This window comes from Alteromonas sp. BZK5, assembly GCF_014349115.1.
In the GTDB taxonomy this organism is placed as follows: domain Bacteria; phylum Pseudomonadota; class Gammaproteobacteria; order Enterobacterales; family Alteromonadaceae; genus Alteromonas; species Alteromonas macleodii.
The window spans coordinates 1-16098 of the sequence record NZ_JACSOE010000081.1; the positions used below are offsets into that span (position 1 = coordinate 1).

The 16098-nt window shown below is 41.2% G+C and carries 15 protein-coding genes and 3 pseudogenes; 10 read left to right on the forward strand and 8 right to left on the reverse strand.

Annotated features, from left to right (window positions below; translation table 11 throughout):
- Nucleotides 1-770 (forward strand): annotated as a pseudogene (locus BIZ39_RS17420) (IS5 family transposase); the annotation flags it as partial.
- A gap of 306 nt (nucleotides 771-1076) precedes the next feature.
- Nucleotides 1077-1525, forward strand: a pseudogene (locus BIZ39_RS17425) (transposase); the annotation flags it as partial.
- A gap of 195 nt (nucleotides 1526-1720) precedes the next feature.
- Here BIZ39_RS17425 and BIZ39_RS22635 read toward each other — a convergent pair.
- From BIZ39_RS22635 to BIZ39_RS17440, 3 genes and pseudogenes are all read right to left on the reverse strand, one after another.
- Nucleotides 1721-1942: pseudogene (locus BIZ39_RS22635) on the reverse strand (ATP-binding protein); the annotation flags it as partial.
- Nucleotides 1943-2603: 661 nt separating this feature from the next.
- Nucleotides 2604-3485 (reverse strand): hypothetical protein, encoded by an 882-nt coding sequence (locus BIZ39_RS17435; RefSeq protein ID WP_187447576.1) that lies wholly within the window; start codon nucleotides 3483-3485, stop codon nucleotides 2604-2606.
- A 386-nt stretch (nucleotides 3486-3871) separates the two neighbouring features.
- Complete coding sequence (locus BIZ39_RS17440; protein ID WP_187447577.1) at nucleotides 3872-5338, reverse strand: hypothetical protein; 1467 nt, start codon at nucleotides 5336-5338, stop codon at nucleotides 3872-3874.
- Between the two features lie 536 nt (nucleotides 5339-5874).
- Here BIZ39_RS17440 and BIZ39_RS17445 point away from each other — a divergent pair.
- The 5 genes from BIZ39_RS17445 (at nucleotide 5875) to BIZ39_RS17465 (ending at nucleotide 10133) form a co-directional block, all read left to right on the forward strand.
- Nucleotides 5875-6798, forward strand: a complete 924-nt coding sequence (locus BIZ39_RS17445; protein WP_187447578.1) for a ParA family protein — start codon at nucleotides 5875-5877, stop codon at nucleotides 6796-6798.
- Complete coding sequence (locus BIZ39_RS17450) at nucleotides 6798-7925, forward strand: ParB/RepB/Spo0J family partition protein (RefSeq protein ID WP_187447579.1); 1128 nt, start codon at nucleotides 6798-6800, stop codon at nucleotides 7923-7925. The genes BIZ39_RS17445 and BIZ39_RS17450 overlap by 1 nt, the downstream gene beginning before the upstream one ends.
- A gap of 504 nt (nucleotides 7926-8429) precedes the next feature.
- Nucleotides 8430-8675, forward strand: coding sequence for a hypothetical protein (locus tag BIZ39_RS17455; RefSeq protein ID WP_187447580.1), 246 nt, complete (start codon nucleotides 8430-8432; stop codon nucleotides 8673-8675).
- 32 nt (nucleotides 8676-8707) lie between these two features.
- Nucleotides 8708-8785, forward strand: coding sequence for a PEP-CTERM sorting domain-containing protein (locus BIZ39_RS22640; protein WP_353889332.1), 78 nt, complete (start codon nucleotides 8708-8710; stop codon nucleotides 8783-8785).
- A 394-nt stretch (nucleotides 8786-9179) separates the two neighbouring features.
- Nucleotides 9180-10133, forward strand: a complete 954-nt coding sequence (locus tag BIZ39_RS17465) for a DNA replication terminus site-binding protein (RefSeq protein ID WP_187447581.1) — start codon at nucleotides 9180-9182, stop codon at nucleotides 10131-10133.
- Between the two features lie 48 nt (nucleotides 10134-10181).
- Here BIZ39_RS17465 and BIZ39_RS17470 read toward each other — a convergent pair whose 3' ends face one another.
- Both BIZ39_RS17470 and BIZ39_RS17475 read right to left on the reverse strand, forming a co-directional pair.
- On the reverse strand, nucleotides 10182-10832 hold the full coding sequence (locus BIZ39_RS17470) for a hypothetical protein (RefSeq protein WP_187447582.1): 651 nt from the start codon (nucleotides 10830-10832) through the stop codon (nucleotides 10182-10184).
- Between the two features lie 44 nt (nucleotides 10833-10876).
- Complete coding sequence (locus tag BIZ39_RS17475) at nucleotides 10877-11428, reverse strand: hypothetical protein (RefSeq protein WP_187447583.1); 552 nt, start codon at nucleotides 11426-11428, stop codon at nucleotides 10877-10879.
- A 443-nt stretch (nucleotides 11429-11871) separates the two neighbouring features.
- On the opposite strand from BIZ39_RS17475, the gene BIZ39_RS17480 reads away from it, so the two are divergent.
- Complete coding sequence (locus BIZ39_RS17480; protein WP_187447584.1) at nucleotides 11872-12174, forward strand: hypothetical protein; 303 nt, start codon at nucleotides 11872-11874, stop codon at nucleotides 12172-12174.
- Nucleotides 12175-12512: 338 nt separating this feature from the next.
- Here BIZ39_RS17480 and BIZ39_RS17485 read toward each other — a convergent pair whose 3' ends face one another.
- Nucleotides 12513-12950 carry a hypothetical protein gene (locus BIZ39_RS17485; protein WP_187447585.1) on the reverse strand — a complete coding sequence of 146 codons (438 nt, stop codon included), beginning with the start codon at nucleotides 12948-12950 and terminating at the stop codon, nucleotides 12513-12515.
- 359 nt (nucleotides 12951-13309) lie between these two features.
- Here BIZ39_RS17485 and BIZ39_RS17490 point away from each other — a divergent pair, with 359 nt between their 5' ends.
- Nucleotides 13310-13684 (forward strand): helix-turn-helix domain-containing protein, encoded by a 375-nt coding sequence (locus BIZ39_RS17490; RefSeq protein ID WP_187447586.1) that lies wholly within the window; start codon nucleotides 13310-13312, stop codon nucleotides 13682-13684.
- 2 nt (nucleotides 13685-13686) lie between these two features.
- Entirely contained in the window at nucleotides 13687-14970 is a 1284-nt protein-coding gene (locus tag BIZ39_RS17495; RefSeq protein WP_187447587.1) for a type II toxin-antitoxin system HipA family toxin, read from the forward strand.
- Between the two features lie 40 nt (nucleotides 14971-15010).
- Here BIZ39_RS17495 and BIZ39_RS22350 read toward each other — a convergent pair whose 3' ends face one another.
- Both BIZ39_RS22350 and BIZ39_RS17500 read right to left on the reverse strand, forming a co-directional pair.
- Complete coding sequence (locus tag BIZ39_RS22350; RefSeq protein WP_262385800.1) at nucleotides 15011-15142, reverse strand: hypothetical protein; 132 nt, start codon at nucleotides 15140-15142, stop codon at nucleotides 15011-15013.
- 740 nt (nucleotides 15143-15882) lie between these two features.
- A partial coding sequence (locus tag BIZ39_RS17500) for a transposase (protein WP_410369567.1) occupies nucleotides 15883-16098 on the reverse strand: 216 nt, incomplete at its 5' end.

Genomic DNA, 16098 nt, shown 5'->3' on the forward strand with positions numbered 1-16098 from the left:
AGTGATTGAACCCTTTTATCCTAAAGCAGGCAATGGCAGACGTCCGTATGCGCTTGAGACCATGTTTCGCATTCATTGTATGCAGCAATGGTATAGCCTTGGTGATGAAGCGATGGAAGATGCGTTATATGAAATTGCTTCGATGCGTCAGTTTGCGCAACTGTCATTGGATAAAGCCATTCCTGACCGCACCACCATTATGAATTTCCGGCACTTGCTGGAAAAGCACAAACTCACTCGAAAGTTATTCAAAACGGTCAACCAATGGCTGTCGGACTGCGGTGTGATGATGGCGCAGAGTACACTGGTGGATGCGACGATTATTGAAGCTCCCAGCTCCACTAAAAACAAAAAGAATGAACGTGACCCAGAGACGCATCAGACTAAGAAAGGCAATGAATGGCACTTCGGTATGAAAGCCCATATTGGTGTGGATGCCAAGAGCGGTCTCCACCATACATTGGTAACCACCGCCGCCTACGAACATGACCTGAATCAGATGAAGAACCTGTTGCGTGGCGATGAGAAATTCATCTCTGGCGATGCTGGTTATCAAGGCGCAGAAAAACGCCATCAACATCGAATATTTAAAAGCCAGCATTCGGGCGAAAGTAGAACACCCGTTCCGGATCATCAAATGTCAGTTCGGCTTTATCAAAGCACGCTATAAAGGGCTGACAAAAAATGACTCACAGTTAGCCATGCTATTCACCTTGGCGAACCTGTTTAAAGTAGACCAGATGTTACGACGACAGCCAAGATCTGTCTGAAATCCGGGAATAGTCCGGAATTAGGTCGAAATCCGGCCTAAAACGGCAGTATATTGACCAAAATTGAGAATTTAGCGTTCAAAAATTAGACGGCGAATGCAAAGGCTAGTTCAAGAACTAAATTGCAGGACTTATTCGCAGTTTCCTTTGAGCCTTTCAGCATATTCTAACTAACTATCGTAAAGTCGATATCGGTCCAGTGTGATTATTATCACCACAAATGAGATTTGTAGAAAATTTATCAAAACAACTGAGGTTTCATATCACATAAATGAGACGATTTATCAAACTTCATGAGAATCCACACTGTGTGTCGTACACATGGTGCGTTACCCACTTAAGTTCGAGTCATGGAAGAATTACAAAGTTGTCACCGCAGATTTAAAGCGCGTATATCGCTCAGCAACAGAAGATGAGGCACTGCTAGAGCTGGAACGGTTTGCTGAAACATGAGACGGCCAGTATCCACAAATCGCTAAGTCATGGCGGACGCACTGGCACAACCCCAACACCTTATTTAATTATCCAAAGGACACCGCAGGCCAATTTACAACACTAATGCCTTTGAATCTCTTAACGACGTTATCCGTAAAGCTATCAAGAAGCGGAAAAGCTTCCCCAGCGGGGATTCAGCAAGGTAAATGGTGTACTTAGTAATAAAAGACGCCAGTAAGAAATGGTCGATGCCAATACAAAACTGGCGTCAGGCTCTTTCTCTATATTGCATTACCGCGATCCCTTTTTTATTCGTCTGAAAACTGGATTTATTCACAAAAACCGTATAATACCTTCGCGTGGGTATGCGGTTTGCCGTTTTGGGCATAAATAGGTTTATATCGGCGCCGAAAACGGCATATCGCCAGTAAAAACTAGTTGCAATTAGCATGACTGCTCTATGCATCTGCCACAGTGGGATTACCTATGAGCTTGTATCATTCGGTAACGGGAAACTATCTAGCGATAATGATACTTGTTTTTTGATACCGTTCTTTCATCAGATCGAGTAAGTAATTAGCCTGTCTTGTGCTCAGTTTTTCCATTCCCCATTCGTTTAGGATGAGTAGCTTATTCTTGGCGAGTTGGGCAAGCTTTTTTTGGTAACTGCTATAGGCGTGGCCGATATTCATTTTATCAAGGAGTTGACCAAGTCGGTAACATCGCACTGTATGATGCTGCTCACAGGCTCACCTGGCTAATACGCAAGCAAGGTTGGTTTTACCGCACCCCGTTGCACTACTGACGATAATGTTATGGGCGTGATGTAAGTATTGGACGCTGTCTCGATGGCTTAATCCTACTTCAAATTTGAGGATCGGAACGTCTTTAATATTTCTCATATCTGTTCTATTTCTCGCCATGGCTGCTCGTTCCTTCAATCAAATGATTAAGTTAAGCTTACTAATTGGTTTGGTGAGAAAAAGAAGGAGATCTCGGAATGGTCCGGAACGTCTCTACAACCTTATTAAAGTCTCAGTCAAATAAAAAAATAGTTTGTGGGTGGGTTAATCCCCCCTACCCTTTTCTTTCTTTTTCTATCTTATTCTAATGTGGTTAGTTTTGGCACGTTCTGAATGTGGTTGGAATTTTAAGCATATCTGTGGAGCATTTCGATTATGGATGGAGCTAGTTCTATCCATCTGCGTATGGATGGCACCACTTATGTTTAGCGCGGGTTCCATAGCTTTTGCTTGTCTCTTATTTTCATTATTTTATCGTGTATGGTTAAAAACTTGAGCGTTCGCTTTGTTGAATTGTATAAATTGCAGACTAATCTGAATTTTAGGCACGAGAAAACTCCAGAACAGTGTCTGGATTCCAAATAGTTGTTTTTTGTCAGTGGTTTTGTGCTTTTTTCATTGCTGCAAGGTAGGACGCGTGTTCCGCTGGCGTAGCATGCTTACCCGGCCTATTTAGTCCCATTGGCTTATTTATTGAATTGCGAGTAACACCAACAGTTTTTTGTCTCACGTCAAAAAGTCGAGATTTTAGCTGCTTGTATCCTTCCCTGACCCGCTCAGCTAATCTAACTTGTAAAAAAGCGATTCGTTTGCCCTCTAGCTTGAGAGTTACTAGCCCGAGTTCGACAAGTGTATTCACTACCCGCCTTACGGTATTCCTTGACCACTGCATCATTGCTGATAAGTAAGGTACGCTTAGTGACAAGGTCGATTTATCAAATTTGTCTCTGAATTTGATCTTATTGTGAAGGTACCCATGCAAAACTATCGTTTTATGAAGGTGCCGAGATTGATTGCGCTTCCACTTTTCCCCTTTTTTAGAGGCTTGCAGCGCGTTAACATAAACTTTGAAAAATACATTTTTCAAATCTGGCTTTTTATGTTTACTACTTTTCCTTAGAAAATTTAAGATTTCTGACAATTCAGATGAGAATTCCTGAGCATACTTATGAGTACCAAGTACTAAATAATGTGATATGTCGTCAAAGTAGTTATAACGAAGAGCCTTATTTTTGTCGTCAGGTTTTTCAGCACGTGCTAAAAAGTTCTTCTCGACAAGCTTATCTATTGTTGACCTTATTGTGTTCGCGGAGTATCCAAGATTGTTACAAAGACTTGCTGTACTACGTTTAAATACTTGTCCCTTTTGTTTATCACAAGCAAAATAAGTAACAAAAGAGAAAACATATGATTCTGTTTCGTTGAGGTGTTCAAAAAGTCCCGTGCTCATGAACACAAATTCTGTGTTTTTTCTCATGTTTTTACCAACAAATCGAGTTATTGTTGATAAAAAACGCCCTAACAGTTGACGTGATCGATCAATCCGCTAGAATTGGATGTGTAACTCGTTCCAAAAAGTTACATCCTAAGACCCGTGCAGTGCGCCAACACTTCACGGGTTTTGTCTTTTCAGCGCTTCTTATCTTCCCAAATAATTTATGTTGCTCTTCAGTGAGCAAATTAAAGATTCAATATAAGTAAGAGAATGTCTTTAACAGATGTAATCTTTATATGAAAGGTAATAGAGATCAAGTTGGATCGTGATCTAATTTAGATCTTTTTAAAGATTCGATCCGAGCCATAATCTATTGATTTTCCTTGCTGTAGATTCGATCCAAGGATTTTTTAACATCAAATTATAAGTTACCGCTGACTATTGAAGTGGCTCAAAATATGTAATGCAGACATATCTCGTCTAAAAGCTATAACTGATGACCCATGCTCTGGTGAATAACCAATATTTATCAGGTAACCTTGTACCGTGGCCCGACCGTATTCGACTACCAATTCACCTTTTCTTGGCTCAGACAAATGACATGTCTCTATGATTCGAACGATCTTGTCTTTGACAGCGTTATGAATTTTAGCTTTATATTCGGGATCTACATTCGTAAGTACCATGTTTGAAAACTTACGCTTAAATTCACTTAGACTGGTCGAAGGAGCTACTGATTCACGAAGCTCGTTCCATGTATACATCTGCTGCGCCTGACGTCCAGTAATGAGATGTTCCCTCGCCCATAGACCAAACAAAATTTCAATTTCATTCTTTGTTGCGAAAATATCACTGTCAATCAACAACATTTCGTTAAGAGATTTTTCAGCGCGCACGGCAGCTATAATATTTTTCACTGTCGAGCGCGGAAACTGAATAACTGCTGCTTTTTTTTCTATCTCTCTTTCATCTTCATAGGTAACAAGAGCCTCAAGTCTGAAAAGCTTGTAATACATTTCAATATCTTTAATTGTACTGTGGTCTTGTCCATATAAATCGCGCATATCAAATGTAGTTGCTGATATTCGCTGCAACGATTGGATAGCATTATTCATATAACCACCAGCTGATGCATCTGAAAGCGGAATATCCTTCGCCATTGATATAAGAGGCTCTAGTGGTAATGTGAATGTTTCTCCAATAGTATCGGCCTGTTCAACTCGTTCAGAAATATGATTGATAAGCCAGGTAATAGCGCCTGCGTAGTAGCTCATATCAGGTAAATAGATAAGCCTTCCCTCTTCTGCTCGGGCGGTGATGGAGATTGGTTTTACTCTACCGTCTACTTTTAGTTTAACGTTGATAGTACCTGCTTTATCTTTACGATTGGTTCGCATCGCTTTGACTAGATATCTAACAATTTGTAGCTCAAGAAATCGTGTTTTATCGTCATATCGGTCAATATCTATGGTTTCAACGGTATTAGATGACACCAATTGATAATTATCTCTCTCCGGTATTGATGAATGGTCTGCAGCTGCTACAGCTTGCCCTTTAGGTATCGCTAATGTAAAAAGCTTTCCTCTACGACGTCGTATTGGATCAGTTGTAATAAATTCACTTTTTATAAGATTAGCTTTTTCAAGAGTGACGAGATGATGTCGAATATTTGATACTTTTCGATTTATACGTTCGGCGATATATTGGATACTTGCAATGCGTTCGTCGATATCCTGTAGAGCTATAAAGACGTCAGAAATCACAGCAATCGTAATTGGTGAAATAGATAATGCTCCACATAAACGAAGGTACAGTTTCAAATCGAGTGATTCAGGAGCGTCAACCAGAGGCGCTTTAAATCCATATTTTTCTGACAAGTCAAAAAGCTCTCGCACTATAATTTCCCCCGTTGTTATAGATTACAGTTATTTCGTAGATTCGATCCTGAGGTTACCCAACTATCTTTATCAAGTCCATTTTAAAGGTTGAATTCAGTAGTATGTTCAAAAGAAGTAAAACCTTTACTAGGTTCAGGTGAACCTGATAGGAGTTAACACCTCGCAAGAGCTTGCCCGTAAAAGCTTTTAGGGAATTTCTTATTAATAAATCAAATACCGAATTTATTAGGTTTATTGACATTAAAGTCTTGGTTTTCTTTGATGATGTTTCAATAATAGGTACAAACTTTTAATCTTCTCTTAGCTTGCGGGATAAGCTTATCTACTTAACATTTTCTTTATTGGGTTCATGTGAACCTAATAGGCATCAACACCTCTCAACACACTGCCAGTAAAGACTTTCAGTTAGCTATCAATAATTGAACGAAATAAACTACACAGCTTTTCTGAATGGATTAATAAAAGATTCGATCCGAGACATTGAAAGATTAGCATGTCAGACTGATGTTATGTGCTGATACAAGGTTGAGATTATGAATACAGACGAAATGTACAACGGACTGCGGGTGCTCTCTAGTTACCATAGAAAAGGAGGCGTTGGAAAAACGTTTCTTGCATCAACAATTGCATATCTGTTAGCAACCGGCGGCCCAGGCGGAAAGGGGATAAAGCGTCGTGTTTTGGTGCTGGATTACGATTCACAGCAAGATTCGTCCAAAGCATTCTTAAAAATGGATGCTATACCAGGCGATGATGAATACGCTGCTCCGCTACACCCAGAATTTGAAGAGATTAATGATCCAGAATGGAGTGGCCGAAATACTTCCACTGATATCTTGTTTGATTCACCAGTATATGAATATCCAACTGCTTTCGAAAACATCAAAGTGTTACCGTCTGAAGGTAATGTTGACCGTGTACTAGCTCTGACACCGCAAGCGGATAGACTGGTTTCAAAAATTTCGACACATATGCGCGATTGGTTTTCAATTCCAGAACTGGCGGAAGATTACGACATCGTTATTGTTGACAACCCGCCAAGTAAGTCACCGGTTAGCGCTGGTATGTTGGGAGCCGCTACTCATGTGATAATTCCGACTGAACCTGAATACGACTCTATAGATGGTGTACCTATGCTGCTTAATCGAGTAGACCGTATCAACGAAGACCGACAAAAATCACCACTGAAGATAGTCGGTGTTGTTCCAAATAAAGTTCCAAGCAAATCGCGTCTTACACAGAAAGATGAAGTGGCACTTGCGAAACTTTACGACAAAACTGGTCCTACCGGAGAATATATGACGCGCTTTTGGCTTCAGCAACGTAATTGCTATCGCGTTATGGAACGCCCATCTGTTGATGAGTCACATTTTAATTACGTGCATAATCATCACGCGCAAAAAGAAATGCAGAAGCTTTATGAACTGATTGAAGGCAGCTTATGGGGGAATGAATAATGAACAGCCCTAAAAAGGCGAGACGTAGAACAGTCGGAAAAGTTAATACTCAAGAAGACTTAATAAGTCAATTTGAGTCAGGGGAGGGCGTATCTAAAAAATCTCAACAGATGTTGGATGACCTCAAAGCTCGGGACAAATCCAAAGAAAGCGAAGTACATGACGATCCTATCTTTAAGACATCCTCTGAATTAGATAGGGTGCTGGTAGATTATATACAACCACAGTCAGATAATTCACGATATTTACCCGTTACCTTTGCACAGAAATCAGATGATGAGTCTATCGCAGCTTTGGATAATTGTGTTGTCTGTGAAAAGGGAATTCTTGAGAATCGATTATCAAAAGACAACCCTCGTTATGACGCGGTTAATTTAGAAATAGAAGAAATTAAAAATCTAGCTGAAACGCTAAAGCACAGTGAACTAGTTCATCCGATTTCTGTGTGGAGAAAGAATATGACTGACTATCCTATTGTAGCTGGTCATAGACGTTTCTATGCAATTCGTTTCCTTTATGGTGGTTTGATAAAGGTTAAAGTTAAAATCTATGCTGAAAAGCCACGAAACCTTAGTGTGCTTCGTCACATTGAGAATTTTTCTCGCTCTGATCTAACTCCACCCGATGCGTTAAACAGTTATGCAAAAGCTGTTCGCGAATTAGAAAGTTTGGAAGGGGCAAAAATGCAGACTGAACGCTTATCGTTAGTGACATCTTATTTGGGAATTAGTCGCACTTCATATTTCCGTTATGACAAGCTTTATGAGCATTTTGATATTGTTTATAAACTTCTTGAAAACAAGGTAGTAACAAGTCTTGTTGCGCTTTATGAAGAGATTAAGAAAGCAGAAAAATATAATGATGCAGAGCTTTACCTCAATAGGTTGGCAGACCTCGGAAAGTTTAAAAAATATATTCCTTCTGACGTATCTAAGAAGCCGGGAAGGGCGAAGCAATACATTACAATGCCAAAAGTGAAAGTGACAGAAACTTCAGCAATTCGTCGATTATTAACAGAGGATGTTACAAAGCTCGATGTTGGAATTGACTGGGAAAATGTTAACTTTGACGATGCAGTTGCATTAGAAAAGGTATTAAAATCTTTGTTAGTATCATTATCAAAATAACATATCAAAGTTCAAGTGAACCTTTATACCTTATTGGCTATGCAGGCCAGTTTTTACCTGGCTTGCAGATATTTTTAATTTAAAAATTAAATGAAGAAAGAATTAAAGATTTTATGTAATTTCCGAATTCGATCCGGTAATTACCCCTCCTATTTTTACACAATTTCAACCTTTAATTTCTGTCAACAGAAGCAACGGCTGGTTGACGGTTGAGAGTTTAGTGCCAACGGTATTTATTTACGCGTCAAAATAAGCGAATGATTACTCATGCTGCTTTTAGTCCATTCCGAGGATTAAAGCATTTTGTATTCAACTAGAATGCCAAAAAGGAAGAGTGAAACACTGATTTCTCTATGTATAAAAACATATCTGTCGAACAATAATAGTGTCTATTTTCTTTACATTCGTTTTAAATTAGTTACGCCCTGTTTGCTGCAGCACGCAATATATAAGGCAAGGTATATATTTTGCTAATGTTTCACTGCTCAAGAAAAGGAAAACAGCATGAAGCATATTCTTACCACCTTATTACTGTTATTTATCAGTAAGACAGCGTTTGCCGACATCATAAAATATGAGTATTTACTCAACTATACTGGCTATGAATACTACGGCGTAAATTATCTCGATGAGTCACAGATTGCCTCTGAACTTGATGAACTGAATACCAACCCGATTGAAGTCTCATTTACCTATGATGACACACTTGCTTATTACTCCAACTGGCTGTTGATTTTGAAAGCAGCCTAGTTTCTAGAACCGTCACGCCATCACAATCCAATATTTCTGTTCCAGAACCACAAACGGTTATTATCCTCGCGATGGGGGCCATGCTTTTATTATTAAGGCGCCGTTATTAATAACTAATTTAACTAGGGCGTTCCTCTGTTAACCAAAGAGGGCAACGCCCTGCAAACGTCACCAGATTTCACGTACGCGCGCCTATTTTTCCACCGCAATCACACGAATTTTCTACTCCACGATAAAGAAGCAAAACACCGAATACAACGATACCAATCAATAATTACAGACCACCTTCAAACAGGTATTCCAAAGAAAGGCGTCCCTCATCCACCACCGAGGTGCCCCTCTTGCTCAACTCGCGCGCGCCTTCGGCTGGTCGGGCAGGGCGGGTTTGCAGGGTAAATGCCACTTTGTTGTGTCCGCGGGTGGGTTTTATTGGTGTTTTTATGTGTAGGTGGTCTGTAAATATAATACAATAGGGGTATGTTTGATTGATAAGAAGATGTGGTCATGGTCAATGACTTTGCGCGCTTTAATGGTTTGCTCACGACTTTGGATGAGTTGTATGAGTCACTTTATAGTGCCATGCGGTTAGCACCTACTGCTTATTTTGCCAATATTGATGACGTCACCAAAGAGGACTTTAAAGCGTTCTCTGCCGGTGAGCTAATGCTTGGCCACCGCGATATGTTCAACGTCCAAGCGCAGATGCGTTGCCTTAATGCTTTGAAATGTTTTCATCGTTCTTCTCATGATATTTCAGGCCGGGTGGCGGGTAAGTACCCGGGTATTTTGCTGCTTGAGAACCATGACGACGTCATTGATACCATTATCGCGATTAACAGTACGAAGACGGCTATCAAACACTGCGTGCAGGATAGAAAGCCTGATGGCTCACACGGGCGCAATCATTTGCAGAAACACGAGTTCTTACATCAACACCGTGGCGCCGAAATTATCTCCTATCAGCTGTATCGGCATATCGATGTCATTAACTGTCGCCCTGATACGGATACCGCGCTTAAAAGTGTGAATTTCTATTGGGCTTACAAGAATGCTGACCAAAGGCTAACGCCTGAGCGCGCTGTGTTGTATCTGTATAACAGCAAGTCTGGTCTCAATGATACACAACTAAACGAGATAAAAGCGCGTATCATGGGCACACAGCACACCCACCGCTTTTATATACGTAAGACACGCAATGCATCGGTGAATTTGTCTCTCTACTATGGCGCGAGTGACGGTAAGCCAGTGGTAAATACCATTAATGCCGCACAGCCCGTTATTTTATGTAATTACGAGGATGTCCCCAAAATTCGTCCGTTAAGCGCGCATGTGCCGCAAAAACGTAAAGCGAATAGACAAGGGCATGCGTGGGAGTGTTTGAATGAAGCCATCAACCTCTATACGAGGCCGATTAGCGAGGCAGACAATAAACGTGAAGCTCATTTAGCGAAAATCTAACCTTGTTAGGTTACCGCGATGGGCGAATGTTGTTGCCTATTGCTGTGTTTATACTTTTGACTCCGCTTTGTTGACGAGGTGTTTAAGGTGCTGCCTGAGTTCGGGAAATTCCGTCCTGGCCTCATCTAAATAATCGTCAAAATACGGCGTAGCGGGATATCGCCGGCAATTTGCAGCCAATTGCTGCGCTAATAAGCTTTCTAACTCCTGAGGCGTTTTCCCTTTCATCGTCCAGCGTCTCGATTCTTTATACAAGAGGTCACTGTTCTCTTTAATCAAGCTTACTGCCGCCCTAAAAAGTGAAGCACCAGACACTTCACGCACTTCATCACTAGGAAGGAGTAATGAAAAATTAGCGATGGGAGGCACATCATCTTTCAACTTTACTGTAAAGTTATCACTGTATTCGCTATGAAGCGCCAAACCGCTCGCTGGACTCTTAATGGGTACTTTCGAGATGATATCGTTAAAGAAGATATCATTAATCAATCCAAACTTTGTCTTTGGACGGCTAATATACACTTCTGCAATGACATCCCCCTTTTTTACCCAGCTGTACTTGTTCGGCTTATAACTTACTGTGTCGGTACCACCAGCGTGTGTGAAGACGCTACCTATCAGGCTTGGCATAACAAGCACTTCAGTGCCAAAAGTAACGCCATTAGGTATAACGCCGCTCTCTCGTTTATCTTGCATCACAGAAGGACTCTCCCTCTAATATGTTTTAGACCTGTACCAAGCGTTCAATTACGTAAATCGGCAAACAACGAATTGGCCAAGGAACGGCTACTCACCAAATAACCATTAGGTTTCGGTGACTCCCATTTATTACACCTGTCACGTCTGCAGGTACTACGACTCACACGTTCATCCACGCAGTACTTCTGTGGCGATCGCTTTTCAGAAAAGGAAGGTATTTTTTTATAGACAGGGTATTTCTTGTTACCGATGACAACGACGGTGGGCTCATAAGGAAACCCCCAGCTGAATTCTTCAAAAGCATTGCAGTGAGGCAATTTGGGTCTGATTTGATAGTCTTCTGTATAGAATTGCTGTGTTGTCGTAGACCACCATCCTCTGGCTATCAAAAGCCCTTTGGTATAGTACCGAGGGTACACACTCTCAACAACATTGATCTCAACAGTATAATTACCATGCCTATCTTTTGCACCAGACGAAGATACTTGAGAAATACCTTTGGGTGACACCAGGTACATGCCGTCAATCGCGTCGATATTGGCCCTTACCGGTGAGGTAAATAAAAGCAGGATTGCTGTAAACAAACTTATTTTCATTTCGATGATACTCCCAATGTTTCCGAGAGCACTCGAGTAATACACCTAGCATGCATAAGATTATGCTAATTCACTTCCGTGCGAGCATTGATTGCTCAAAAAGCAACCCGATAAGACTGCCACATGCCTTGATAGACAACAAGGAATAAATAGTGATGCTTAAAATCGAGCTTTTCCAGGCGTTTGTTTTGGACATATGGTCAAGGCTCTTCAGGCAGGTTTAACAGCAAAGCACCTCACCACTTACAGGCATGGTTTAAAAGCCTGCGTGATTTTTTGAGTTTTTATGCTCCTAACTACATCTAACTGCCCACGATTGACTTCACAATTTAGCCTAATATTGTAAAGCATCATCGAGTCAATGAAGTTATGTTCCTCAAAGGGATATGCGGATGAATTCGAAAGTTATTAGATGAATACCAGATTACAAAGAAGGTTATGGAATGAACATATTAAAGACAACGGTGGCGCTGACGCTGGCAGGATTAATCTCAGCGTGTGGCTCAACATCAAAGCCCACTACCTTAGCTGACATTAACAACTATTCAGGCTCTTTCGCTGAACACCGCTCATATGCGCTGAACTTGATGGAAGCAGCAAAGCTCGGTGGGGCTAAGGACGTAAAATTAAAAGATAGTGATTCAGTTATCGACTTAGCAGAAAGTAATGCTTCATTTGGATTTGTAGACTCTCTAGGGAAATGGGATGGACTCCCCTCACAATCGGCATCGATGTGCCATGATTAAGGTAAATATCGTTAATCAATGAGGAGAGTCCATCCCATTTCCCTAAGCCTTTTTAAAAGAAGTCGGCGACTATACCTTTATCCATTTACTCATCGTTCTTAAGGAAAATTTTTCACGGTCTTTTTGGATGCATAAAATGACTGAGAGATATAAAATAAGAACTGCAAAAACATTATTGGGTACTTGGTTCAGAAATTGGCTGGCCAGCGGCCATGTCAATTTCTATCCATTGCAACGAAGGCAATTAAAGGTATAAAGAAGATAACTTTTTGTGTTTTCAAAGTGATTTCTGATTGTATAAGATGTTAAGGTGAAATTGTAAAATACCGCTTCGTCAATCATCTCAGCATCTGCTTCTGAAATTTCGAGAGCCCTCTATTTATTCGCTCCGCCAGTGCCGCACTTAAAACTTTTGAACCCACCGGATATTGATAGGTCACTAACATTTCCCCATCTATAAAAATAGCTTCAAGACCAGTCTTCACATTGTAAGTTTCCGCTATGTTGTGAGGCTTACCACCTTTAAGTGTTGGCCTACCAGATTTCCCGTCCAAAGGAAGTTTAAGCTCATGATTACCTTGGCCAACAATATACAGCCTAAAACTCAATGACTCTTTGTAATCTCCAGCAGGACGAAGTATTGACTTGCCTCGATCATTTTGGAAACTAAGCAAAATTCTGTTCTCTTTATCGCTTTGGTCTTTTCGAAATATTTCATCAATCCCACTAGCGGCCGCTAGAGCAGTAATCGATTCAGTACGCAGTAGCGAACCCAATAATGATTTGTTAACGCTGGTGGGTATTATCGCAGGTCACAACATTCAGGCTGAAGAGCTGCTTATCGCGATTAGAAATGAACTAATAGCAGTATCAAATTCCTAAACCCGGCCTTAAGCACCTCCGATAACAGGTGCTATAGTCCCCCCTGCCTCTCAGTAGTATCACAACGTTTCGCTTTGTTTACCTCCAGAACCACCGAATAACGGTGTGGAGGTAACGCCCTTTCTTTCTTGTCGCGTTCTCAAATATTCTTTATATAGAATAAATAATAATATTCTTTTTAGAGAATATTGAAAAATATGCAATATAAGGTATATTTATAAATATACTTCTTATGGAATATGTTGAGTTAACAATGAGAATTAAGACCCCAAAAGACGTAGGTCACTACATAGCATCTACACGCAAGGCGCTAGGGTGGTCTCAAACAGACTTGGCCACTAAAATTGGTAAAGACCAGCGCTTTGTATCGAGATTAGAGAATGACCCCACCAGCGTGTCATTTGGTACTGTGCTGATGGTTCTAAACGTTCTCAATATCAATATCGATATGACAAACCAAAACACTCATAAAACAGATGGGACAGCAGCAGCAGCTGGTGGACAGCGTATTCCCCAGAACGCCCCAAAAGGCGTTAAAAGCCCATTAAGAAAAGTGGAATCAGGTAAGTTTGTCAGTAAGCCAATGAGAACGCCGGTGGTTGTTAGTAAGAATAAAGCTAAGGAATAGTTATGGCTAAGAGGAGAAAAACTAACAATCTCTCAGTGGGCATCAATGGCCGGCACGTAGGTACATTCGAGCGCTATGGTGCCACGCATGCATTTATTTACGATGATGAGTGGCTATCCGCAGAATACGCACACCCAATTAGTCTATCGATGCCGCTTACCAAAAAGAAACACACCGGTGACCTGGTGCGCTTTTACTTCGACAACCTACTGCCGGACGACATAGAGATTCGTAAGTTAATTGTTGACCGTGTTGGCGCCTACTCTACAGACACAATGGATTTGTTGAGTGAGATTGGCCGTGATTGCGTGGGCTCTCTTTCTTTCACACCGGAACCCGTCGATGGGATAGACGAATTGAAGCTTGAGGCAATGAGTCATGCCGATATCGAAGCGCACCTTAGGAATACAGTAAGACGTAAAACACTGGGTATGGATGATGATGACGTATTCAGAATATCCCTTGCAGGTGCACAAGAGAAAACCGCGCTGACACTTCATGAAGGAAAATGGCATCGCCCTCTAGGTACCACTCCAACAACCCATATATTCAAACTGCCAATACATGATTTAGAAAACGGGCTAAAGCTAACAAACAGTGTAGATAATGAATGGTTCTGCCTGAGATTTATGCGTTACCTGGGATTCAACGTTGCACAAGCGGACATACACACTTTCGGTGACCAGAAAGCGCTGGTGGTTGAACGGTTTGATAGGCAACAAGGTGAGGACGGCCTAATATATCGACTGACTCAAGAAGACATGTGCCAAGCACTTGGTAGAGCTGGCCAGTCAAAGTATGAAGCAAATGGGGGGCCGGGTGCGAGTGAGATAGCCAATCTACTTCGCTTTAGTACTGATAGCGAAAATGACATGTATCAGTTCTTTCTTGCGCAATACGTATTTTGGCTGTTGATGGGTATTGATGGCCACGCAAAGAACTTCAGTGTTTACCTTGACCATACTGGCCATTGGCTCACCCCGCTTTACGACGTGATTTCAGCGCATCCATTCAGAAATCAATTCAGACGCAAGGAACTGCGGATGGCCATGAAGGTAATGTCTAAAAATAATCATTACATCTGGGCAGACATTCAAATGAGACATTGGAAATCACATGCAGCTAAGACGTTCTTAAATGATGAGTTGGCTATGGGTTACATTGAAGCACTTAACGCGGATGTTGATGTTGCTTTGAGTAAAACCTTTGCTGATGCTTCTGAAGGCTTCGACAAAGAGAATGGGGATCTGATAGCTGAAGGCGTGTTGTCCAAAGTGAGAATATAAAAATGGGGGGCTATCCGGCCCCCACTAATGCAGTATCCTACTAGCTCTTACGCTTTATAGGGATACGCCACGCTTTATACCCATAATCATGAGCATCTAACATCTCTGTACTGTTTTTCTTGCGTCTAAAGCGACAAAACACGTAGTTACCTTCAATGTAATTACCACTCATAGCTCGAACCCTCCAGTAACGGTGGGTTTGTCACACACCAAAGGTTCAAACTCAGAATGTGTACAGATTTTGCCATATTTATGAGGACATGGCGTGTCCTTAAATCTTAATAAAGCCATTATCTAGCTCCTAACTTAAAGTAATTAGGAACTCATTGAAATCCTTATTAAAGCCGCCAGGGCCTGCAAAAGGTTCTATAAATATGTAATGTTGAAGTACAAATTTACTTGTTAACTCTCTTGATTTTTTATAGCCATTTACGATACTTTGAGCATGAAGATGTCCAATGCCGATTGATAATCTTCATGGGTCCATTTACTAAACAATGAGTCCCGATTCAGAGAGGCCAGTTGCCGCTGGCCTTTCGGTTCCCAACCCTAGAAAGTCACAGCGCTTACACCCTGCTCACATATCCTGCGTCACAAAACAAGATAGTGAGGTTTTAGTCGTATTGCGACCCAATTTCTGGTGGTATTTCAAGCACCTAAACTGGCACAAAATTTATGTTAGTAACAACTAACTTTTTAGCGTTATCCAAGCGTAAAATATCCGGATTGCAAGCGTTTTTATAAAAACACGACATATGGTGTTCAAAATTTAAGTAAAACAGCACATGTAGTGTCAATGCTTATGAAATCACGTTAAGTTCATAAGTGTAAAAGTAAACGGCTTAGTGGGTGGATGGGCTTTACAAGAATCAACAATACACCATAATGTCGACAGGGTGAGAGCATGAACGATTAAATATCGTTCAACGCTACCAAACCCGCCGCTAACACCTTTTCCAAATAATCAGTGCTACCATGCGCACGTTTCTGTTTCCGTGGCACACTCACTTTTCTGGTTGTCTCCGCGCGAAGCATGTTCAAGGCAAGTTTCCTGGCCCCTGACAGGATTTCGGCGGCATTGCCACGATATATCTGACATTCATCTTCTTTCATCGAGACATCAAGAAC

Bases quoted from the DNA above. Each gene is read 5' to 3' on its own strand.
- BIZ39_RS17435 (WP_187447576.1), bottom strand. From the start codon at position 3,485: ATGAGAAAAAACACAGAATTTGTGTTCATGAGCACGGGACTTTTTGAA.
- BIZ39_RS17445 (WP_187447578.1), top strand. From the start codon at position 5,875: ATGAATACAGACGAAATGTACAACGGACTGCGGGTGCTCTCTAGTTAC.
- BIZ39_RS17450 (WP_187447579.1), top strand. From the start codon at position 6,798: ATGAACAGCCCTAAAAAGGCGAGACGTAGAACAGTCGGAAAAGTTAAT.
- BIZ39_RS17455 (WP_187447580.1), top strand. From the start codon at position 8,430: ATGAAGCATATTCTTACCACCTTATTACTGTTATTTATCAGTAAGACA.
- BIZ39_RS17465 (WP_187447581.1), top strand. From the start codon at position 9,180: ATGGTCAATGACTTTGCGCGCTTTAATGGTTTGCTCACGACTTTGGAT.
- BIZ39_RS17475 (WP_187447583.1), bottom strand. From the start codon at position 11,428: ATGAAAATAAGTTTGTTTACAGCAATCCTGCTTTTATTTACCTCACCG.
- BIZ39_RS17480 (WP_187447584.1), top strand. From the start codon at position 11,872: ATGAACATATTAAAGACAACGGTGGCGCTGACGCTGGCAGGATTAATC.
- BIZ39_RS17490 (WP_187447586.1), top strand. From the start codon at position 13,310: ATGAGAATTAAGACCCCAAAAGACGTAGGTCACTACATAGCATCTACA.
- BIZ39_RS17495 (WP_187447587.1), top strand. From the start codon at position 13,687: ATGGCTAAGAGGAGAAAAACTAACAATCTCTCAGTGGGCATCAATGGC.
- BIZ39_RS22350 (WP_262385800.1), bottom strand. From the start codon at position 15,142: ATGAGTGGTAATTACATTGAAGGTAACTACGTGTTTTGTCGCTTTAGA.